This window comes from Cupriavidus sp. WKF15 (assembly GCF_029278605.1).
Taxonomy (GTDB): domain Bacteria; phylum Pseudomonadota; class Gammaproteobacteria; order Burkholderiales; family Burkholderiaceae; genus Cupriavidus.
Window position 1 is genome coordinate 2,886,975 of sequence record NZ_CP119572.1, and the last position, 19,873, is coordinate 2,906,847.

Genomic DNA, 19,873 nt, shown 5'->3' on the forward strand with positions numbered 1-19,873 from the left:
ACCGGCACGGCCGCACTGAAAGGGAAACACCGCATGACCACCACCACTCCACAATCCTCCGCGCGCACCGTCGCCTTTATCGGCCTGGGCGCGATGGGCACGCACATGGTCCGCCACCTGCTGGCCGCCGGCCATTCGGTGCGCGCCTTCGTGCGCCGCCCGGAAGCCGCCGAGGCTGCGCGCGCGCTTGGCGCCGAGCCGTACTTCACGCCCGCCGAAGCCGCGCGCGGCGCCAGCGTGGTGTTCACCAACGTCACGTCGTCCGAGGACGTGCGCCAGGTGCTGCTCGGCGAGAACGGCGCGATCCACGGCGCCGCCCCCGGCACGGTCTGCGTCGACCACAGCACCATCTCGCCGATCGTCACGCGCGAAATCGCCGCCGCGCTGGCCGCGCGCGGCATCGACATGCTGGACTGCCCGGTATCCGGCGGCACCATGGGGGCCGAGGCCGCCACGCTGACCATCATGGTCGGCGGCAAGCCCGCCGTGCTGGAAGACGTGCGCCCGCTGCTGGCGCTGCTCGGCAAGACCATCACGCACATTGGCGACCACGGCGCTGGCCAGGTGGCCAAGCTGTGCAACCAGATCGCGCAGGTGGTCAACATCGAAGGCATCGCCGAGGCCATGCGCTTCGCGTCTGCGCAGCAGGTCGATACGGCGCGCGTGTTCGAGGCCATGTCCACCGGCATGGCCGGCAGCCGCATGCTCGACATGATGGGCCCCAAGATGGTCGCGCGCGACTTCGCCGCCGGCATCGAGGCGCGGCTGCATGACAAGGACTTCGGACTGGCGCGCGATATCGCGGGCCAGATCGGACTGACGCTGCCCGCTCTGCAGGCCACTTCCGCCCAGCTGCAGATCCTGATGGACAAGGGCTGGGGCAAGGACGACACCTCGTCCCTGCTGCGCGTGCTGGAGGATTGAGCGCGGCTACGCCCTGACGCCCGTCAGGGCCAGGACAGCGCGCAGCAGCGTGCTGTCGGGATTGGCCAGGTCGTCCATCACGTTGAAGTGATGACGGCCCGGCAGCGGCACATCCTGCGCCGCATTGGCATTGGCCGGCCACGCGGCGCGGATCAACGCGTTCTGGCGGTGGTACTCGGCGGCTTCCAGTTCGCCCACGGCCGTCACCAGCGGCGCGTGCGTCGCGGGCTGCATGAATGCCGGCGACAGGCGCGCCACGTCGGCCTCGGACAGGCGCAGGTCGCGCTGCAGGAAGTCGGCGCGGCGCAGCGGCTCCAGGTCGTACAGGCCGCTGATCGACAGCCCGCCCTTGATCAGGTCGTCCGGCAGGTCCTGGCCCACCTGCGGCCACAGCGCCGCCATCAGCATGGCCACGAGGTGACCGCCAACCGAGTGGCCCGCCACGAAGATGCGCGCGTGGTCGTGGCCGAGCCGCTCCGATTGCCGGTAGAGCCACGCTACGCTGCCCACCACCTGGCGCACGATGGCCGGTACGGTCACGGACGGGCACAACGAATAGTTCACGACCGCCACCGATACGCCGAGCCGCGGCAGCTCGCTCGCCACGAAGCTGTGGTCGCGCTTGTCGAGCGCGCGGAAATAGCCCCCATGCACGAACACCAGCAGCGGCGGGCGCTCGCCGGTCCCCGGGAAGTAGTCCAGCCGCTCGTCCTGCGCGTGGGCCGAACCCGGTGCGGCATAGCTGAGATTCTCCTGGTAGCCGCCGCGCGCGCGTACCTGCGCCGACAGCGTCGCCCAGCGCGCCATGTGCTCGGCGTTGTCGGGCACGCGGTCGCGGTTGTTGTATTCTCGCTCGTAGAAGGCCGGGTCCTGCGAAGGCAGCCGGGCCAGGCTGGCCAGGGAGGATTGTGCGGGCATGGCGTGCTCGGTGGCGCGTGGCAAACCCTGCCATCGTAGCTCCGGCCCGGCCTGCGCGGATATCCGTACCAATACCACTCACCGGACCGCGCCATGGTCGTCAAACGCAGTCTCCGGGCCGGCCGGCCCGACCAGCTCGGCCCGCCCGAACCCACGCCGGACGACGCCGCCGGCCGCTGCCCGCTCTGCGGCAGGCCACTCGTGGAAGGCCCAAGCACCGACCTCCACCATCCCGTGCCGCGCAGCCATGGCGGGCACGACACCGTACCGATGCACCGCGTCTGCCACCAGAAAATCCACTCGGTCTTCACCGAGGCCGAGCTGGCGGGCGGCTTCCACGACTGGGAGGCACTGCGGCACCACCCGGCCATGGCCGACTTTATCCGCTGGATCGCCCGCAAGCCGCCCGAATACAACGACCGCAGCCGCCACACAAACGCCCGGCGGGGCCGCTGAGCGCGCCCGCAGGTTGTCGGCAGCGACGATTTCCGGCATAATTCGCGGCTCAGCGCGGTGCCGATTCAGGCGCCCACACCTGCCCGGGTGGTGAAACAGGTAGACGCAGGGGACTCAAAATCCCCCGCCGCAAGGCGTGTCGGTTCGAGTCCGACCCCGGGCACCAGACACAGTTCCAAAGCAGTTCCCAGAACCCGCAAACCCCGCCCAGCCTGGCTTTGCGGGGTTTTTTGTTTCCCGTAGAGTCCGAGAACGTCCTCACTCCAGTGAAACCCCATATTCCGGGGTGGCGCTCTGCTGTTTCACCCGCTGCAGCATCCCCCGAGCAACGGCCACCCGCCAATTTGCGGAAACACCAAGAACCCCGCCCGAGAGAAGCTTTGGATACGCCAGCAGCGCCCAGAACTATCGTGGGCTACCCAGCACTTTCGCATGCACGAAAACGCTCGGGTTTCTTGATTGGCATCAAGAGCCAATTCCCCTGGATGCCCACACTAACAATGCGAATTCTGTCCAGCAGAGCCTCCCTTTTCGTAGCCTGGTTCTTCGCTGCCGGCGCCTTTTTCGCATGGCTCCACAACGTGCTTGAAGGCAAAGACTAACCTTGAACCGAAAGGGCTTGTCTGACACGGCACACGCCTTCCCTTGCCTGGACGTTTGCTCTTTGCCCCTTCCGTCTGGACTGGCGGTCGACTGTGGATAGCACCGGCCCCAATTTCTACCGATTCGCGACAACACGAAAGGCCCCTTCATGGAACCTCGACAACAGCAGTTTTCCCTCTGGTATGTGCTCTTGGCCGTCTCGGCGATGCTCATCCTTCAGAGTGTCCTGTTCTCGTCCCACGTCGAAACGTTACCGTACAGCGACTTCAAGGTTCTGCTCAAGGCGGGCAAGCTCAAGGACATTTCCCTTGGCGAGGGCGCCATTACGGGTACGGTCAACACCGATGGCATTGAGCATTTGCTTCCCAAGCAACAAGTCGAAGAGATGCAGCGTCAGGAGAAGGGGGACCACCTGTTCTCAACGCTCCGGGTCAATGACCCGAATCTGGTCCAGGACCTCGAAACTGCCAAGGTGCGCTTTGTTGGCCAGGCCGACAACAAGTGGATTAGCACGCTGTTGTCCTGGGTTGTTCCTGCAATGCTCTTCTTTGCCGTCTGGAGCTTCCTCATCAAACGGATGGGTGGTGCCGCCGGCGGCATGATGGAGATTGGGAAGAGCAAAGCCAAGGTCTACATGCAAAAGGAAACTGGCGTGACGTTTGCCGACGTCGCCGGTATCGACGAAGCCAAGGACGAGCTTGCTGAAATCGTCAATTTCCTGAAGGACTCGCAGCGCTATCGTCGCCTGGGTGGCAAGATTCCCAAGGGCGTGCTGCTACTCGGGGCGCCGGGCACCGGCAAGACACTCCTGGCAAAGGCGGTAGCCGGTGAGGCCGGCGTGCCGTTCTTCAGCATGAGTGGCTCGGACTTCGTCGAGATGTTTGTCGGAGTCGGGGCAGCACGGGTGCGCGACCTCTTCAACCAGGCGGAGACCAAAGCACCCTGCATTATCTTCATCGACGAACTCGACGCGCTGGGCAAGACTCGTGCGCTCGGTGCAGTTACCGGCAATGACGAACGCGAACAGACCCTAAACCAATTGCTGGTCGAGATGGATGGCTTTGATACCAACAAGGGCGTCATCATTATGGCCGCGACCAATCGGCCGGAAATTCTCGACCCTGCGCTATTGCGCCCAGGACGGTTTGACCGTCATGTCGCGTTGGACCGCCCAGACCTGAAGGGTCGCGAGCAGATTCTCAAAGTCCACATCAGGAATGTCGTCCTGGCTCCCACTGTCGAACTGACAAAGCTGGCAGCCCGCACGCCTGGCTTCGCTGGGGCAGACCTCGCCAACCTCGTCAACGAGGCCGCTCTGCTGGCTGCGCGCAAGGGTAAAGATGCCGTGGAGATGGTCGATTTCGACGAGGCACTGGACCGCATCATTGGCGGCCTGGAGAAGAAGAATCGCGTCATGAATCCACAGGAGAAGGAAACCATCGCGTACCACGAGGCTGGTCACGCCATCGTCGCGGAACTGCGCCCCCGCGCTGACCGAGTTTCAAAGGTCTCCATCATTCCGCGTGGCGTGGCAGCACTCGGCTATACACAGCAGACGCCGACCGAGGACCGCTATTTACTGAAGCAGAGCGAACTACTTGACCGGCTCGATGTGCTGCTCGGCGGGCGAATGGCCGAGCAAATCGTCTTTGGCGATGTATCCACCGGCGCCCAGAATGACTTGCAGCGAGCGACGGACATGGCACGCCAGATGATTACGCAGTTCGGTATGAGCGACCAGCTTGGACTTGCGACTTACGAGGACATGCCAAGCCCCCTATTCAACGCACCAGGACTGGTGCCCCGGGGACGTAAGGAGTACAGCGAGAGTACGGCTCAGATTATTGATGCGGAGGTCCGGAAGATCCTGGGTGACGCGAGCCAGCGGGTGAAGCAGACTTTGCTGGCAAATCGGCACAAGCTGGACGCACTTGCGAAGCTACTGCTCGAACAGGAAGTCGTCGACCGACCTGCCCTGGACCTGCTGCTCTCCGAAAAAGTCACCCAGCTTACCCCCGGGAGGCCTCACCCAGCTCCACCCGATGCGTCCGAATCGCCAAAGGGGAACCAAGAGAATGAAGGCAAGTAGCAAGAGTTCTACATCCGAAGCAAGCGCCATTTCCCATGAGGACTACGAGGCCAGCCTGCACCTGCTGCAAATTGAACTGGTCAAGCTGCAGAAGCACTTCATTTGCTGCAACGACCGGATTCTGGGTGCATACCCTCGTCCTTAAGCCTCGCAAGGGCTTCAGGCGTGGTGGCCTTCACAGGGTCTGAGACGGCAATGATTCCGGCGAGCGCGCCGTTCACCGCCAGGTGCATGACACTAGCGCCCTGGGCACGTAGTCCGTCACATCCTTTGGTCAGCACGTCAGTCGAGACGCCCTCCGTTTGCATCAGGACCGTATTACCGAGGGCGAGCTTGCGACCACCAACCACGCCGCGCGCACCGTCTCGGAAGAGTTCCTCTGTCGAGGCGCCGGTGGTAATGACCTTAGGATGACCATCAGGACGGCGACAGTGGCCTCCCTGGCACCCCAAGTCGAAATGCTTGATTAACGCGAGAAGCCCGTGCGCTGCGCGCCAGTGGTAACCAAGCTCAACGGAGCGAGGCCACCTTACGCCTTTGAATAACCGACGTCTGCCGCCTGCGTGGCAATGACAGATGGCCCGCTGGGAACAGACTACTTGCTCATCATACCGCCGCCCATTCCCTGCCCCATCCCTTGGCCCATACTGCCGCCGCCCATCGCTTGAGAACCCGTCATTGCCTGCATCATTTCCTGCATGAAGGCCATGTGCTGGCCCATCATGTCCTGACACATTTGCATTTGGTCGGGCGATGCTCCGCCTTTGCCCTTGGGCGACGACATCCCGCCTGCGCCGGCCATTCCCATTCCCATCATGTCCTTGTGCATGACAGCCATGGCATCCTGCACGACCTTGTTGCGTTCGGCCATCAGTGCCTGGACCTCTTCCGGGGTTCCGGCCCGCGACAGCCGCTCACGGATTGCGCGCAAGTGTGCTGTCTTGGCGTCGAGGTCACCATCTCCCTTTTTCTGGGGTGTGACCGCCGGCGCCGGCTTTTTTACCTGCTCCTTGGGATGGTGCTTCTCGTGCTCGGCGTCGTTTGACGGCGATGCCGAGAAGGCGACGGGCGCCCATGCGAGGGCAGCGGCTGCGAGGAGGATGGGAAGGCGGCGAAGGTGGACCATGCGAAAGCTCCTCGTTTATAAGAAAGTAGTTGAACTATAGGACCCGTGGTTTCCGTTAAATTGACAAGCGTCAACTTTTGCATGGGGAAGGGTTGGGGGTTTCGTGCTTGGCAGGCGCGGCAACCCCCTCATTACCCATTCCCTGCAATCCGGCGAAAAACCTTTTTTCTGGGCATCGCACCCGTGCCGCTCTGTTCAGTGGCGCACAGACCCTGATCCATTCCCATCGCACACTGATGATGTGCGGCCAATCCGTTTCCTCGATCCCGCACTCTGCACCTCGCCGGCTGGCGCACGAGTCCCGGCGAGGTGCAATCGTTCGGGGGCCATCCATGCTCCGGATTCCCGGCTCCCATGCGGTGGTCCAGAACCGCCCCAGTAACACATCCCGCCGCATACGCCCCACCCCACCTCTGCCCTCATACGATCGGCTGTCGCCTCGGCGAAGTGCACGAACCGGCTCCGGGACCTCCTCCACCGCATTCGAAGTAGATTTGACATCACAGAGGACCAGCTCTGTTGCCAACGCGGCAGCGATCCATCCTGCCTTCCCCGGGGCATTTTCGCTAAACGCGCATTACCGCATCACGTGTCGGACGGAATCCACTGGCGTACCGGCTCCGCGCTTTCGTATCCTATGCATTGGTCAATCCCGCCAAGGAGCCCAACCATGACGCGATTCGCGCGATATGCCATCCCGGCCGTTGCCTGCGTTGCCTTGCAAGCCGGTTGCGCCAACATGAACATGGACAGCATGACGCAAGCCGGCGGCAGCCTGTTTTCCGCGGCCACGCTGACCGATGCCAACGTCAAGACTCTGTCTGACCAGTCGTGCGCAGAGATGGACAAGAAGAACACCATCGCGGCGGCCGACAGCACCTACGCCAGGCGACTGGCCAATGTGATGAGCGGCCTCGGCAATACCGGCATGCCACTCGACGCCAAGGTGTACATGACAAAGGACGTGAATGCCTGGGCCATGGCCAACGGCTGCGTGCGCGTCTACAGCGGCTTGATGGACCTGATGACCGACGATGAGGTCCGCGGCGTCGTAGGGCACGAGATCGGCCACGTCGCGCTGGGCCATACCAGGCACGCCATGCAGGTCGCGTACAGCACGTCAGCCGCGCGCGGCGTGCTTGGCTCGCTGGGCAGTCCGACCCTCACCGCGCTGACGTCGTCGCAGCTCGCCGACCTGGGCGAACAGTTCATCAATGCACAGTTCTCGCAGCGGCAGGAAAGCGCCGCCGATGACTATTCGTTCGACCTGCTGACGAAGAACGGCGCCAACCGGCAGGCACTGGCTTCCGCATTCCGCAAGCTGGCGACACTCGATGGCGGCCAGTCCAGCATGCTCAGCAGCCATCCCGGTTCGCTTGAGCGCGCCAAGCATATCGACGCGCGGCTCGCCGGCGGCAAGTAGTGGGCTGCGTCGCCATTGAGGTGCGGCGCGCCCGATCGGGTGAGGCAATCTAGCGCATGCCCCGCTCGTGACAGCAGGGAGGCGTTGTACCTCCCGCCGCGCCGCAACGCTGCTTTGCTCAGCGCCCTTCCACAAACCCCAGCACCGCCACCAGCATCTGCTGCAGCGACGGCTGCAGCGCCGAGGCCTTCGCCTCGTCATACGCAAACGGATACGACTCGCTCATGTACGCCGACTGCGCGAGTTCCAGCTGCACAGCGTGCACGCCAGCGCGCGGTTGCCCGTAGTTGCGCGTGATATAGCCGCCCTTGAAGCGCCCGTTCAGCACCGCGGTATGACCGGGCACGTCTTGCGCGATCTCCAACAGCTCGTCCGCGAGCGCCTGGTCGCAGCTCTCGCCGTTGGCCGTGCCAAGATTGAAGTCCGGCAGCTTGCCTTCGAAGAAACGCGGCAGCACCGAACGGATCGAATGCGCATCCCACAGGGCCACGGTGCCGTGCAGTTGGCGCAGGCGCGCCAGTTCTTCGCCCAGCGCGGCATGGTAGGGCCGCCACACGGCGTCGCGGCGCGCGCCGATCTCGGCCTCGTCCGGGCCTGCGCCGCTGGCGTACAGCGGCGTCTTGTCGAAGGTGTCGACCGGGCACAGGCCGGTGGTGTCCTGGCCGGGATAGAGGTTTGCGTTGTCGGGCGGACGGTTCAGGTCCACCACGTAGCGCGAGTGCGTGGCCGCCAGCACCGAGGCGCCGAGCTCGCGCGCGAAGTCGTAGAGGCGTTCCAGGTGCCAGTCGGTATCGGGCACCGTACGCGCCTCGGCGGTCAGCCGCTGCGACACGGTGGCGGGCAGGTAGGTGCCGACGTGCGGCATCGATACCAGCAGCGGGCGGGTGCCGCGATGCAGGGTAAAGGCTGGGGTATCGGTAGAAAAGGACATGGTTTGTGTGATGCTGGGCCGCCGCCCCAAAGTGACAAGGCGGCGGCCGCCGGTTTCAGTCGCCCAGCAGGCTCGCGCGCGCGGCCACGAACAGCCGGCCGGCGTCCGCCTGCAGCGGATGCGCGCCATGCTGCACGCGGCAACGGCCGGCGGTGCGGACTTCCGCTAGTGTCTCATGGCCGTGGTTGGCAAAGACGTGGGTGGCCAGCGCCTGCGCACCGTCGAGCCCCGCCAGCGCCGGGTGCGCGCCGTCGAGCACGACGAAATCGGCCTGCTGGCCCGGTGCCAGCCCGGCCACCGCGCGCCCCGCGGCACGTGCGCCGCCGGCCACGGCTTCGAGATACAGGCGGACCGCAACCTGCATGTGCGATTCGGACGCCAGCACATTGCGCTGCTGCAGCGCCAGCCGCTGGCCATACTCGAACATGCGCAGTTCCTCGGCCACGCTGACGCTCGCGTGGCTGTCCGAGCCGATGCCCCAGGCACCGTGCTGGGCCAGGTACGGCGCGGCCTCGAACACACCGTCGCCAAGGTTGGCTTCGGTGGTCGGGCAAATGCCGGCCACGGCGCCGCTGTGCGCGAGCCGACGGCGTTCGTCCCAGTCCATATGGGTCGCATGCACGAGGCACCAGCGCGCGTCGACCTCGGCGTGGTCAAGCAGCCATTCGACCGGGCGGATGCCGGTCCAGGCGATGCAGTCGTCGACCTCGCGCTGTTGCTCGGCAATGTGGATATGCACGGGCGCGGTCGGATCCATTGCGTGCAGGCCTGCCAGCGCATGCGTCAGGCTTTGCTGCGGCACCGCGCGCAGCGAATGCGGGGCCAGCCCAAGGCGGGCGCCGCTCTGCCGGCACGCCGGCGCAAGCCGCTCAAGCAGCGTCAGCATGGCATCGGTGTCATGCAGGAAGCGGCGCTGCTCGGCCAGCGGGGGCTTGTCGCCGAACCCGGCCGTCTGGTACAGCACCGGCAGCAGCGTCATGCCCATGCCGGTACGCTCGGCCGCGCGCAGCAGGCGCAGCGACATCTCGGCCGCGTCCGCGTAGGGCTTGCCATCGATGTCGTGGTGCACGTAGTGGAACTCGCACACGCTCGTATAACCCGCACGCAGCATCTCGATGTAGAGCTGCGTGGCGATGGCCTCCAGCGTGTCGGGCGACAGGCGCAGCGCAAAGCGGTACATCTGCGTGCGCCAGCTCCAGAACGAGTCGGCACCGGCGGGATCTCCATCCTGCGTCACGCTGCGGTATTCGGTCAGCCCGGCAAAGCCGCGCTGGAACGCATGCGAATGCAAGTTCGGCATGCCGGGCAGCACCGGCCCGGCCGCGCGCGCCACGTCGGCCGCTGCGGATGCGCCAGTCTGTACCGAAGTCAGGCGGCCATCGGCGTCCCATGCCAGCAGCACGTCGCGTGCCCAGCCAGTGGGCAGCAATGCGTGAGGCGCGAGAATACGTGCTTCGTTCATGCTGTCATGCCCTCCCCGCCGTGCTGCGCCGGCGCCGGATGGATGCGTCCCTGCCGCACCACGGCGGCGGCCGGATTGCGGCCGAACCAGTAGGCCAGCTCCGCCGGAGAGTCGACGCGCCAGAGCACGAAGTCCGCCGCGCGGCCCGCTGCGAGCACGCCATGGCGGTCAGCGGCACCAAGCGCGCGCGCCGCATGCATAGTCACGCCGGCCAGCGCCTCGGGCACCGTCAGGCGGAACAGGGTGCAGGCCATGTTCATCATCAGCAGCAGCGATGTGACCGGTGACGTACCCGGATTGTGATCGGTGGCGATCGCCATCGGCACGCCATACTGGCGCAGCAGCGCGATCGGCGGCAGGTTCGTGTCACGCAGGAAATAATAGGCGCCCGGCAGCAGCACCGCCACCGTACCCGCGGCCGCCATGGCCGCCACGCCGGCTTCGTCCAGGTGCTCCAGGTGGTCCGCCGACAGCGCGCGATGACGCGCGGCCAGCACGGCGCCTCCAAGGTTGCTCAACTGCTCCGCGTGCAGCTTGACCCGCAGGCCGTGACGGGCGGCAGCGTCAAAGACGCGCTCGGTCTGCGCCAGCGAAAAGCCGACCGACTCGCAGAACGCATCGACGGCATCGACGAGCCCTTCTTCAGCCAGTGCCGGCAACATGGTGTTGCACACCAGGTCGATGTAGTCGTCGGCGCGTCCGGCATACTCAGGCGGCAGCGCATGCGCACCGAGGAAAGTTGTGTGCACCGACACGCCGAAGGCTTCGCCGAGGCGGCGCGCCACGCGCAGTTGCCGGCGTTCGGCCTCCAGTTCCAGGCCATAGCCCGATTTGATCTCGATGGCCGTCACGCCTTCGGCAAGCAGCGGCGCGAGCCGGGCCGCCGCTTGCGCGAACAGCGTCTCATCGTCGGCGGCACGCGTGGCGCGTACCGAAGACACGATGCCACCACCCGCGCGTGCGATCTCTTCATAGCTGGCGCCGGCCAGCCGCATGGCGAATTCATCGGCACGCTGGCCGCCGTAGACCAGGTGCGTATGGCAATCGACCAGGCCCGGCGTGATCCACGCCCCGCCTGCGTCATGGCGCGGCAGGCCTCGATAGTCGGCGGGCAGTTCCGCTTCGGGACCGAGCCAGGCAATGCGGCCCTGCTCGACTACCAGCGCACCGTCGCGCACGGCGCGTTCCGGGTCGGCATCGGGCAGCAGGTGACAGCGGTGCCAGACTCCGTCGGCGGATCGGGCTTCGGGCCGTCCCGCAGCAAAGGGCGCGGTCATTGGTCAGTCTCCGTTTCCAGCGTGATGCACAGGCAAAGCGAATCGTCCTCGAGCGGCGCGAGGGCATGGAATGCGGCGGTAACGCCGGTCGGATACCAGACGCCCTCGTTGGCGCGCAGCGGCTCCATCAGGCTCGCGCCGGGATCGCGCCAGGCACCCTTGAGCACGAACAGCGCCACGGCATCCTCGCCCGAGTTGAAGGAAAAACCGCGCCGCATGGCATACACCTGTGCGCGGCAGATGCCACGGCGCGCCATCACATTGAAGTCGCGCGTGGCGCCGTCGATCAGCGTGGCGTCCACCGCGACGTCGCCCGCGAACGCGAACGGCTCGCCGGCAGTATCGAGGCGATGGTCGAAGCTGCCGTCGGCGGCGCGCAGGCGCACGCCCGCGCCATCGAGCAGCACGATCTGCCGGTCGATGCCCGCGAACGCCGAGAACGGACCATCCGCGCAGATGTCGGCGACGCTGATGCGCCACGCAAAGTCATCGAGTCCCGCATCGGGCGGCCACACGGCGACTTCGCGCGTGGTGCCGCCGCCATTCTTCCACGGCGTGGGCGAAAGGGTGTCGAGTGCGAAGCGGGTCATGCGCGGTTCACCATCGGCAGGTTGAGGCCTTTCTCGCGCGCGCAGTCGAGCGCGAGGTCATAGCCGGCATCGGCATGGCGCATCACGCCCGTGGCCGGGTCGTTCCACAGCACGCGCTCGATGCGCCTGGCCGCGGCGTCGGTGCCGTCGCAGACGATCACCACGCCGGAATGCTGCGAGAAGCCCATGCCGACACCGCCGCCATGGTGCAGGCTGACCCACGTGGCTCCGCCCGCCGTATTGAGCAGCGCGTTGAGCAGCGGCCAGTCGGACACGGCGTCGGAGCCGTCGCGCATGGCCTCGGTCTCGCGGTTCGGCGATGCAACCGAGCCGCAGTCGAGGTGGTCGCGGCCGATCACGATGGGCGCCTTGAGTTCGCCGGACTTCACCATCTCGTTGAACGCGAGGCCCGCGCGGTGGCGTTCACCGAGCCCCACCCAGCAGATGCGCGCGGGCAGGCCCTGGAACGCGATGCGGTCATGCGCCATGTCGAGCCAGCGGTGCAGGTGCTTGTCCTCGGGGAACAGCTCCTTCATCTTGGCATCGGTCTTGTAGATGTCCTCGGGATCGCCGGACAGCGCGACCCAGCGGAACGGGCCCTTGCCACGGCAGAACAGCGGGCGGATATAGGCGGGTACGAAGCCCGGGAAGTCGAATGCATTTTTCACGCCCTCGTCGAACGCGACCTGGCGGATGTTGTTGCCATAGTCGACGGTGGGCACGCCCATCTTCTGGAAGTCGAGCATGGCCTGCACGTGCTTCACGATCGACGGACGCGCCGCGGCCTCCACCGATTTCGGATCGTGCTGGCGCGCCTGCTCCCATTGCGCGACGGTCCAGCCTTGCGGCAGGTAGCCGTTGACGAGGTCATGCGCCGAGGTCTGGTCGGTGACGATGTCCGGGCGCATGCCGCCCGCCTGTGCGCGCTTGACGAGTTCGGGCACGATGTCGGCGGCATTGCCAAGCAGGCCCACCGAGATCGCTTCCTTCTTCCGCGTGGCCTCGGCAATCATCGCCAGCGCTTCGTCGAGCGTGGTGGCCTTCTTGTCGAGATAGCGCGTGCGCAGCCGGAAGTCGATGCGCGACTCCTGGCATTCGATCGCCAGCACGCAGGCACCGGCCAGCACGCCGGCCAGCGGCTGCGCGCCGCCCATGCCGCCGAGGCCGGCGGTCAGGATCCACTTGCCCGACAGGTCGCCGCCGTAGTGCTGGCGGCCCGCTTCGACGAAGGTCTCGTAGGTGCCCTGCACGATGCCCTGCGTGCCGATGTAGATCCACGAACCCGCGGTCATCTGGCCGTACATCATCAGGCCGGCGCGGTCGAGTTCGTTGAACTTGTCCCAGTTGGCCCAGTGCGGCACGAGGTTCGAGTTGGCGATCAGCACGCGCGGCGCGTCCGGGTGCGTGCGGAACACGCCGACCGGCTTGCCGGACTGCACCAGCAGCGACTCGTCCTCGCCCAGGCGGCGCAGGCTGTCGAGGATGGCGTCGAAGCATTCCCAGTTGCGCGCGGCCTTGCCGATGCCGCCGTAGACCACCAGGTCCTGCGGGCGCTCGGCCACGTCGGGATCCAGGTTGTTCTGGATCATGCGGTAGGCCGCTTCGATCAGCCAGTTCTTGCAGTGCAGCTGCGTGCCGCGCGGCGCGCGGATCTCGCGCTGGCCGCGCTGGAGGAATTGGGATTCGCTGGCGTTCATGGTTGTTTTCTCCTTGCTGCGATCATGCGCTCATGGCGTTGGTCGGCAGGACGTCGCGGACCGCAGCGGGCCAACCCGCACCGGCATCGCCCTGCACCACCCACTGCTTCATCGCTTCGATATCCGGGGCCAGGTAGCGGTCCGCTTCCACGAACGCCACGCGCGCGCGGATGCGGGCCAGCTCGCTCTCGATCAGCGGCGACGACTTCAGCGGCCGGTGAAACTCGATGCCCTGCGCAGCCGCCATCGCCTCGATTCCGACCACCACTGCGGTATTGGCGGCCATGTCGCCGAGCCGGCGCGCGCCGTAGGTGGCCATCGACACGTGGTCCTCCTGGTTGGCCGAAGTCGGCAGGCTGTCCACGCTCGACGGATGCGCGAGCGACTTGTTCTCCGACGCCAGCGCCGCCGCGGTGACCTGCGCGATCATGAAGCCCGAGTTCAGGCCGCCGTCGCGCACCAGGAACGGCGGCAGGCCCGACAGGCCGGTGTCCAGCAGCAGCGCCAGGCGGCGCTCGGATATCGCGCCGATCTCGGCGATCGCCAGCGCGATGATGTCGGCGGCGAAGGCCACCGGCTCGGCGTGGAAGTTGCCGCCGGAGACAACGTCGCCCTGCTCGGGGAACACCAGCGGGTTGTCCGACGCGGCGTTGGCCTCGATCTGCAGGATGCGCGCGGCGTGCTGCAGGTTGTCAAGGCAGGCACCCATCACCTGTGGCTGGCAGCGGATCGAGTATGGGTCCTGCACGCGGCCGCAAGTCTTGTGCGAATCGACGATCTCGCTGCCGTCGAGCATCGCGCGCACGGCACCGGCCACCGCGATCTGCCCCGCCTGGCCGCGCGCTTCATGGATGCGTGCGTCGAACGGCTTGACCGAACCCTTGATCGCCTCCAGCGACAGCGCGCCGGCCACCAGCCCCGCCGCGAAGGTGTCTTCGGCGGCGAACAGCCCCGCCAGCGCCAGCGCGGTCGACACCTGCGTGCCGTTGAGCAGCGCCAGGCCTTCCTTGGGACCGAGTTCGAACGCGGACAGGCCGGCACGCGCCAGCCCTTCGGCGGCCGGCACTCGGCGGCCATCGACCATCACGTCGCCGACGCCGATCAGCGTGCACGACAGATGGGCCAGCGGCGCCAGGTCGCCTGATGCGCCGACCGAGCCCTTGGCCGGGATGCACGGCGTCACGCCGTGGTTGGCCAGCGCGAGCAGCGCTTCGATGATTTCGGGACGCACGCCCGAGTGGCCACGCGCGAGGCTCACCGCCTTGATGGCCAGGATCAGGCGCACCGTGTCCTCGGCCAGGTCCGGACCCGTGCCGACGCTGTGCGAGAGCACGAGATTGCGTTGCAGCGCGGCCAGCTTGTCGTTCGGGATGCGCGTCTGCGCAAGCTTGCCGAAGCCCGTATTGATGCCATAGACCACGGCATCGGCGTCGATGATGTCCTGCACGGTGGCCTGCGCGGCACGGACGCCGGCCCAGGCCGAGTCGGCCATCTCCAGGCGCACTTCGCCGCGGTAGATGCGGCGCAGGTCGGCCAGGGTGACCTGGCCCGGATGCAGGGTCAGCAGCGGGCGGTCGGCTTGTGCGGATTGGCTGGCGTTCATGGTTCGATTCCTGTCTTGTATGTTCCTGTCTATACAGCTTAGAACAAAATTTTGGTGGGATGGCTGACTTCTGTCGGAAATCAGCCGAAGGCGGGATTGCCGTCGGCGCGGAAGCGGCTGCCGAGGCGGTAGCGGTTGCCCGGGTGCAGGCAACGCACGAAAGTGACCGGCACACCGTTGGTCCAGGTACGGCGGGTCAGCATCAGGCACGGTTGCGTCGGCGGCATTTCCAGCTGCGCGGCCTGGTCGGGCGTTGCGGAAATGGCGTCGACCACGTGCTCGACCTGGTCGTAGGGCACGTTGCGCAGCAGGTACTCGCCGGGCTTGATCTGGCTGAAGTCCTGACTGATGAAGTGCGGCGCCACGCGCGGGTTGACGTAGCGGTCTTCGAGCTGAACCGGCACGCCGTCCTCGCGGTGCACGCAGACCGAATGGAACACCGATTCACCAGTGCGCAGTTCGAGCGCCGCGGCCACTTCGATCGATGCCGCAACGCGTTCGACCAGGATCACGTCGCAGGCATAGTCATGCCCGCGCATGCGGATCTCGTCCTGCAGGTTGACCACGCTGAGCAGCGTGGACTGCGGCTTGTGCTCGGCGACGAACGTCCCCACGCCGGCCACGCGCACCACCCTGCCCTGCTCGGACAGTTCGCGCAGCGCGCGGTTGACGGTCATTCGCGACACGCCGAAGCGGTTCACCAGCTCCTGCTCCGACGGCACCCGGTCGCCCGGCTGCCACGCGCCGCTCTGGATCTGGCGCGCGATGTACTCCTTGACCTGCTGGTAGAGCGCGGTCGGAGAGTTCGTGGCGGAAGTGGCTGGCCCCTGGCCCGCGGCGTGGTTCATGGTCTTCAGTGTTCGGCCGCGGCCATGGCCTCGGCGCGGATCTCCTCGGTCAGCCGCGCCTTGAGCGCGGAAAACTCCGGCGACGTCTTGATCGTGTAATGGCGCGGATGCGGGAAATCCACCGCGATCTCGCTCTTGATCCGACCCGGCCTGGCGGAAAACACCGCCACCCGGTTGGCCATGAAGATGGCCTCGTCGATATCGTGGGTCACGAATAATACCGTCTTGCGAGAAGCCTCCCAGATGCCGAGCAGCAATTCCTGCATCAGCACGCGGGTCTGATTGTCGAGCGCGCCGAACGGCTCGTCGAGCAGCAGGATCTTGGGATCGTTGGCCAGCGCGCGCGCAATCGCGGTGCGCTGCTGCATGCCGCCCGAGAGCTGCTTCGGGTAGTGATGCTCGAAGCCGCGCAAACCCACGCGCTGGATGAAGAAGTCGCTGCGCTCGCGCTGCTCGGCCTCGCTCATGCCGCGCTCGCGCAGGCCGAAGCGTACGTTCTGCTCGATCGTCAGCCACGGGAACAGCGTGTACGACTGGAACACCATGCCGCGGTCGGCGCCAGGGCCGCTGACCGGCTGGCCGTCGAGCAGCACGTTGCCGCCCGAGGGCGAGTCGAGGCCCGCCACGATGCGCAGCAGCGTGGACTTGCCGCAGCCCGACGGGCCCAGGATGGTGACGAAGTCGTTGTCGCGCACTTCGAAATCGACCGGCAGCAGCGCCTGGGTCTGGCCGCCGCGCGGGTTGGTGAAGGTGCGCGAGACCTGCTGGATGGACAGGGCGCTCATCAGATCGAACTCCACGGGAACAGGCGCTGGTTGGCCTGCTTGAAGACGAGGTCGGACACCAGCCCGATGCAGCCGATGACGATGATGCCGAAGATGATCTGCCCGGTGTTCAGCAGCGCCTGGCTGTCGGTAATCATGTGGCCGATGCCCGAGGACGAGCCGATCAGTTCCGCGACGATCACGTAGGTCCACGCCCAGCCCAGCACCAGGCGCAGGATCTCGGCGATCTCCGGCGCCGCGCCCGGGATCAGCACGCGCTTGACGATGCCGCGGCTGTTGGCGCCGAGCGTATAGGCGGCTTCCACCAGGTCCTTGCGCGCGCCGCCCACGGCGACCGCCACCATCAGCACGATCTGGAAGAACGAGCCGATGAAGATCACCAGCAGCTTCTGCGTCTCGCCGATGCCGGCCCACAGGATCAGCAGCGGGATGAAGGCCGAAGCCGGCAGGTAGCGGCAGAACGAAACGAACGGTTCAAAAAACGCTTCGGCGGCCTTGTACGCGCCCATCAGGATGCCCAGCGGCACCGCGAGCACCGCCGCCAGCACGAAGCCCCCGAGCACGCGCCACACGGTCATGCCGATATCGCCGATGAAGTTGTACTGCGTGAACAGCGTCAGCCCTTCGCGCGCCATGGTCGCCGGATCGGCCAGGAAGGTGCGCGGCACGAAACCGCCCAGCGTCACCACGGCCCATATCGCGAAAAACAGCACGAAGAAGGACAGGCCCAGCACGCAGCGCGCGCGCGGCGACACCGGCACCAGCGGCGACAGCCACGGATGCCGGCGGCGCGCCGGCGCCGCCTTGGCGGCCAGGGCGACCGGCGCCGGGGAACTCACTTGAACTTGCGCCATGACATCAGCCCCTTGCTTACTTGAGGAAGCGTGCGTCGTACAGAGCGGTGACGTCCGGCACCTGGCGGATCACGCCGATGTCTAGCAGCACGCCGGCGGCTTCCTTGCTGAAGCTGGCCAGCTCGCCCGAGAAGAACTTGCGGTTGGCCTCGCGATCCTGCCAGCGCAGGTAGGCCGACGACTTGGCGAACTGCTCGCCGGTCTGCTTGACCGCCGCGCCCATGATCTCGTTGGACTTCTCGGGCTCCTTGCGGATCATCTCGAGCGCTTCGAAGTAGCTGTCGACCAGTGCCTGCGCGGCCTTGGGATTGTCCTTGAGCCACTTGGGCGCGCAGCCCAGCGTGTCGGTCACCATCGGGTAGTCGAGCGTGGTGGCCAGGATCTTGCCCTTGTCAGGGTTCTGGCGGACCGTGGACAGGTAGGGCTCGTAGGTCATGGCGCCGTCATTCTGGCCGGCCACGAAGGCCTGCGCGGCCGCCTGCGGCGACAGCGTGGTGGTCTTCACGTCCTTGAGCGTCATGCCGTTTTTCTTCAGCATCCAGGCCAGGCCAAAGTACGGCGCGGTGCCGGGCGCGTCCACGCCGATAGTCTTGCCTTTCAGATCGGCAAAGCTCTTGACGTCGGTGCGCACGGCGAGGCCGTCGGCACCGTAGGACTTGTCGAGCTGCACGATCTGCGTGATGGGCACGCCGTTGGCGTTCCACGCGACATGCGTTTCGACCGTCGTAGCCGCGCACTGGATCGCGCCCGAGGCCAGCGCAAGATGGCGGTCCTTCTGCGGAATCATCTTGATGTCCACATCGACGCCGTGCTTCTTGAAGATTCCCGCCTTGTCGGCCAGCGTCAGCGGCGCGAAGCCGGTCCAGCCGCTCATGCCGAGCGTGACCTGCGTGGTCTGGGCGTGGGCCGCTCCGGCCATGGCAACGGCTGCGAACAGCGACGCACGGGCCACGCGCCTGGCGGCCTGACCTGCAATCCGGCTCTGAATCCTCATCGGTAAGCTCCTTTGGTTTTGTCCGTCAGCGGCGGCGCCATGCCTGTGGCACCGCTCGTTTCCGGCGATTTTACAATCCTGTATATACAAGTCAACGTAGTACTTGCCCGAGGCGATGATCCACTACGAGAGCCAGTTGTGCACTTTCACTGCGAATTACGGAGCAAAGTGCCCAATAAAGCAGCCGCCAGCGGCCAAAGCGGATGCACGGCTCCAGGGCAAGAAACCAGTCGCTGTATAGACAGGAAACGACGCGGCGAGCGGGAACGCAAGCGCCGTGCCTGAAACGGCACGGCGGGGGATCCTCTCGGCTCAGGCGTCGAAGAAGGAGGAAACGGTGGGATAGCGCAACCGCAGGCGCAGCTCGCGTTTCAGGCGCCGGTTGTCGAGGCGGCGCGATTCGCTCATGAAGCTCAGCAGCGTGGGATCCATCACTTCACGCGCCTGCTGGCGTGTGATTCGCGGCGGCCGCGGCAGGCCACGGCGGTCGGCCACCAGGTCGAAGTAGTCGGCCATGCGCAGCTCGGTATCGTCGCTCGCATGCACCACGCGCTGGGGGAGTCCGCGGAACAGCGCGGCAACCATGGTCCGCGCGAGGTCGTCGGCGTGGATATGGCTGGTGTAGACATCGTCCTGCGGCGCCAGGGCCGGTGTGCCGCGCTTCAGCCGCGCGAGTGGCAGGCGGTCCTCGGCATAGATTCCGGGAATGCGCACGATGCTGGTGCGCCAGTTGCCAGCCCGGCCGAACTCGCGCACCGCGCGCTCGGCCGCGACGCGGCGCCGCGCGCGCGCCGTCTGCGGGCGCACGCGGGCGAATTCGGCCACGCGCGCGCCGGCGCGGTCGCCGTAGACGCCCGAAGTGCTGGCATAGACAAACGCCGGACGGGCCTTGCGCCGCTCGGGTAGAATGACGGGCTCGCCGGCGTGCGCCCGGTTGCGGCGCCATGCGCTGCGGCGCAGGGTGGCGAGCAAGGCGCGTGTGCGCGGATCGCCCTCTCCCCCCCCGGGCGGCGGCGCCAGGTCCAGCACACGGCCAGCCAGGCCGCGCAGGCGTGCGAGCGTGGCAGGCCGGTCCAGGTCCGCGACCAGCGGCACCGCGCCGGCGGCACGCAGCTCGGCCCGGCGCGCCGGCTGCGAGGTCACGGCAAAGACACGCATGCGCGCCGACAGGATTCGCAGGCAGCGCGTCCCCACATCCCCGCACCCCACGATCAGCAGGCGCGGGCGGCCCAGGCGAACGGCAGGGCCCGGACGGCGCGATGGCTGCAGCTTCAGAAGATTTTCGCTCATAGA

At 66.5% G+C, this 19,873-nt stretch carries 17 protein-coding genes, 1 tRNA gene and 2 pseudogenes; 6 read left to right on the forward strand and 14 right to left on the reverse strand.

The genetic code is table 11. The annotated features are described in order from the left end of the window. The first annotated feature begins 33 nt into the window (after positions 1-33). Positions 34-924 (forward strand): NAD(P)-dependent oxidoreductase, encoded by an 891-nt coding sequence (locus CupriaWKF_RS13380; RefSeq protein ID WP_276098339.1) that lies wholly within the window; start codon positions 34-36, stop codon positions 922-924. Positions 925-930: 6 nt separating this feature from the next. Here the strand turns inward: CupriaWKF_RS13380 and CupriaWKF_RS13385 are convergent, their stop codons facing one another. Beyond that, the gene (locus CupriaWKF_RS13385; protein WP_276098340.1) at positions 931-1,842 is read right to left on the reverse strand and encodes an alpha/beta hydrolase; all 912 of its coding nucleotides are present in this window, start codon (positions 1,840-1,842) and stop codon (positions 931-933) included. 93 nt (positions 1,843-1,935) lie between these two features. Between CupriaWKF_RS13385 and CupriaWKF_RS13390 the strand changes: the two genes are divergently transcribed. The 4 genes and pseudogenes from CupriaWKF_RS13390 to CupriaWKF_RS13405 form a co-directional block, all read left to right on the forward strand. After that, the gene (locus CupriaWKF_RS13390; protein WP_276098341.1) at positions 1,936-2,298 is read left to right on the forward strand and encodes an HNH endonuclease; all 363 of its coding nucleotides are present in this window, start codon (positions 1,936-1,938) and stop codon (positions 2,296-2,298) included. A gap of 81 nt (positions 2,299-2,379) precedes the next feature. Beyond that, a tRNA-Leu gene (locus tag CupriaWKF_RS13395) sits at positions 2,380-2,464 on the forward strand. Between the two features lie 585 nt (positions 2,465-3,049). Further along, complete coding sequence (gene ftsH, locus CupriaWKF_RS13400) at positions 3,050-4,990, forward strand: ATP-dependent zinc metalloprotease FtsH (RefSeq protein ID WP_276098342.1); 1,941 nt, start codon at positions 3,050-3,052, stop codon at positions 4,988-4,990. Then, positions 4,977-5,114: pseudogene (locus tag CupriaWKF_RS13405) on the forward strand (polyphosphate kinase 2); the annotation flags it as partial. The gene ftsH and the pseudogene CupriaWKF_RS13405, both read left to right, overlap by 14 nt. Before the next feature lie 4 nt (positions 5,115-5,118). Here CupriaWKF_RS13405 and CupriaWKF_RS13410 read toward each other — a convergent pair. Together CupriaWKF_RS13410 and CupriaWKF_RS13415 are read right to left on the reverse strand one after the other, a co-directional pair. Then, positions 5,119-5,352 (reverse strand): annotated as a pseudogene (locus tag CupriaWKF_RS13410) (copper-transporting ATPase); the annotation flags it as partial. A gap of 233 nt (positions 5,353-5,585) precedes the next feature. Then, on the reverse strand, positions 5,586-6,116 hold the full coding sequence (locus CupriaWKF_RS13415; protein WP_276098343.1) for a hypothetical protein: 531 nt from the start codon (positions 6,114-6,116) through the stop codon (positions 5,586-5,588). A 670-nt stretch (positions 6,117-6,786) separates the two neighbouring features. Between CupriaWKF_RS13415 and CupriaWKF_RS13420 the strand changes: the two genes are divergently transcribed. Then, positions 6,787-7,539: a M48 family metallopeptidase gene (locus tag CupriaWKF_RS13420; protein WP_276098344.1), complete on the forward strand. Its 753-nt coding sequence runs from the start codon at positions 6,787-6,789 to the stop codon at positions 7,537-7,539. A gap of 118 nt (positions 7,540-7,657) precedes the next feature. On the opposite strand, the gene hutG is transcribed toward CupriaWKF_RS13420, so the two are convergent. The 11 genes from hutG to CupriaWKF_RS13475 all read right to left on the reverse strand — a co-directional run bounded on the left by hutG (position 7,658) and on the right by CupriaWKF_RS13475 (position 19,870). Beyond that, positions 7,658-8,470 (reverse strand): N-formylglutamate deformylase, encoded by an 813-nt coding sequence (gene hutG / locus CupriaWKF_RS13425; protein ID WP_276098345.1) that lies wholly within the window; start codon positions 8,468-8,470, stop codon positions 7,658-7,660. Positions 8,471-8,525: 55 nt separating this feature from the next. Next, the gene (locus tag CupriaWKF_RS13430) at positions 8,526-9,932 is read right to left on the reverse strand and encodes a formimidoylglutamate deiminase (protein ID WP_276098346.1); all 1,407 of its coding nucleotides are present in this window, start codon (positions 9,930-9,932) and stop codon (positions 8,526-8,528) included. Further along, the gene (gene hutI, locus CupriaWKF_RS13435) at positions 9,929-11,209 is read right to left on the reverse strand and encodes an imidazolonepropionase (protein WP_276098347.1); all 1,281 of its coding nucleotides are present in this window, start codon (positions 11,207-11,209) and stop codon (positions 9,929-9,931) included. The genes CupriaWKF_RS13430 and hutI overlap by 4 nt, the downstream gene beginning before the upstream one ends. After that, complete coding sequence (locus CupriaWKF_RS13440; RefSeq protein ID WP_276098348.1) at positions 11,206-11,799, reverse strand: HutD family protein; 594 nt, start codon at positions 11,797-11,799, stop codon at positions 11,206-11,208. The genes hutI and CupriaWKF_RS13440 overlap by 4 nt, the downstream gene beginning before the upstream one ends. Then, positions 11,796-13,496: a urocanate hydratase gene (hutU, locus tag CupriaWKF_RS13445; protein WP_276098349.1), complete on the reverse strand. Its 1,701-nt coding sequence runs from the start codon at positions 13,494-13,496 to the stop codon at positions 11,796-11,798. Before hutU ends, CupriaWKF_RS13440 begins: the two co-directional genes overlap by 4 nt. 22 nt (positions 13,497-13,518) lie before the next feature. Further along, positions 13,519-15,099, reverse strand: coding sequence for a histidine ammonia-lyase (gene hutH / locus CupriaWKF_RS13450; protein WP_276098350.1), 1,581 nt, complete (start codon positions 15,097-15,099; stop codon positions 13,519-13,521). Positions 15,100-15,179: 80 nt separating this feature from the next. After that, positions 15,180-15,947, reverse strand: coding sequence for a histidine utilization repressor (hutC, locus tag CupriaWKF_RS13455; protein ID WP_276098351.1), 768 nt, complete (start codon positions 15,945-15,947; stop codon positions 15,180-15,182). A gap of 5 nt (positions 15,948-15,952) precedes the next feature. Beyond that, the gene (locus tag CupriaWKF_RS13460; protein WP_276098352.1) at positions 15,953-16,732 is read right to left on the reverse strand and encodes an ABC transporter ATP-binding protein; all 780 of its coding nucleotides are present in this window, start codon (positions 16,730-16,732) and stop codon (positions 15,953-15,955) included. Then, the gene (locus tag CupriaWKF_RS13465; protein ID WP_276098353.1) at positions 16,732-17,586 is read right to left on the reverse strand and encodes an ABC transporter permease; all 855 of its coding nucleotides are present in this window, start codon (positions 17,584-17,586) and stop codon (positions 16,732-16,734) included. The genes CupriaWKF_RS13460 and CupriaWKF_RS13465 overlap by 1 nt, the downstream gene beginning before the upstream one ends. A 16-nt stretch (positions 17,587-17,602) precedes the next feature. Continuing rightward, positions 17,603-18,505 carry an ABC transporter substrate-binding protein gene (locus tag CupriaWKF_RS13470; protein WP_276100806.1) on the reverse strand — a complete coding sequence of 301 codons (903 nt, stop codon included), beginning with the start codon at positions 18,503-18,505 and terminating at the stop codon, positions 17,603-17,605. A gap of 387 nt (positions 18,506-18,892) precedes the next feature. After that, the gene (locus CupriaWKF_RS13475) at positions 18,893-19,870 is read right to left on the reverse strand and encodes an NAD-dependent epimerase/dehydratase family protein (RefSeq protein ID WP_276098354.1); all 978 of its coding nucleotides are present in this window, start codon (positions 19,868-19,870) and stop codon (positions 18,893-18,895) included. Positions 19,871-19,873 lie beyond the last annotated feature (3 nt).

What these genes read in the sequence shown, in the direction of transcription:
- CupriaWKF_RS13380 (WP_276098339.1), top strand. Translation starts at nt 34, where the DNA reads ATGACCACCACCACTCCACAATCCTCCGCGCGCACCGTCGCCTTTATC.
- CupriaWKF_RS13385 (WP_276098340.1), bottom strand. Translation starts at nt 1,842, where the DNA reads ATGCCCGCACAATCCTCCCTGGCCAGCCTGGCCCGGCTGCCTTCGCAG.
- CupriaWKF_RS13390 (WP_276098341.1), top strand. Translation starts at nt 1,936, where the DNA reads ATGGTCGTCAAACGCAGTCTCCGGGCCGGCCGGCCCGACCAGCTCGGC.
- ftsH (WP_276098342.1), top strand. Translation starts at nt 3,050, where the DNA reads ATGGAACCTCGACAACAGCAGTTTTCCCTCTGGTATGTGCTCTTGGCC.
- CupriaWKF_RS13415 (WP_276098343.1), bottom strand. Translation starts at nt 6,116, where the DNA reads ATGGTCCACCTTCGCCGCCTTCCCATCCTCCTCGCAGCCGCTGCCCTC.
- CupriaWKF_RS13420 (WP_276098344.1), top strand. Translation starts at nt 6,787, where the DNA reads ATGACGCGATTCGCGCGATATGCCATCCCGGCCGTTGCCTGCGTTGCC.
- hutG (WP_276098345.1), bottom strand. Translation starts at nt 8,470, where the DNA reads ATGTCCTTTTCTACCGATACCCCAGCCTTTACCCTGCATCGCGGCACC.
- CupriaWKF_RS13430 (WP_276098346.1), bottom strand. Translation starts at nt 9,932, where the DNA reads ATGAACGAAGCACGTATTCTCGCGCCTCACGCATTGCTGCCCACTGGC.
- hutI (WP_276098347.1), bottom strand. Translation starts at nt 11,209, where the DNA reads ATGACCGCGCCCTTTGCTGCGGGACGGCCCGAAGCCCGATCCGCCGAC.
- CupriaWKF_RS13440 (WP_276098348.1), bottom strand. Translation starts at nt 11,799, where the DNA reads ATGACCCGCTTCGCACTCGACACCCTTTCGCCCACGCCGTGGAAGAAT.
- hutU (WP_276098349.1), bottom strand. Translation starts at nt 13,496, where the DNA reads ATGAACGCCAGCGAATCCCAATTCCTCCAGCGCGGCCAGCGCGAGATC.
- hutH (WP_276098350.1), bottom strand. Translation starts at nt 15,099, where the DNA reads ATGAACGCCAGCCAATCCGCACAAGCCGACCGCCCGCTGCTGACCCTG.
- hutC (WP_276098351.1), bottom strand. Translation starts at nt 15,947, where the DNA reads ATGAACCACGCCGCGGGCCAGGGGCCAGCCACTTCCGCCACGAACTCT.
- CupriaWKF_RS13460 (WP_276098352.1), bottom strand. Translation starts at nt 16,732, where the DNA reads ATGAGCGCCCTGTCCATCCAGCAGGTCTCGCGCACCTTCACCAACCCG.
- CupriaWKF_RS13465 (WP_276098353.1), bottom strand. Translation starts at nt 17,586, where the DNA reads ATGGCGCAAGTTCAAGTGAGTTCCCCGGCGCCGGTCGCCCTGGCCGCC.
- CupriaWKF_RS13470 (WP_276100806.1), bottom strand. Translation starts at nt 18,505, where the DNA reads ATGGCCGGAGCGGCCCACGCCCAGACCACGCAGGTCACGCTCGGCATG.
- CupriaWKF_RS13475 (WP_276098354.1), bottom strand. Translation starts at nt 19,870, where the DNA reads ATGAGCGAAAATCTTCTGAAGCTGCAGCCATCGCGCCGTCCGGGCCCT.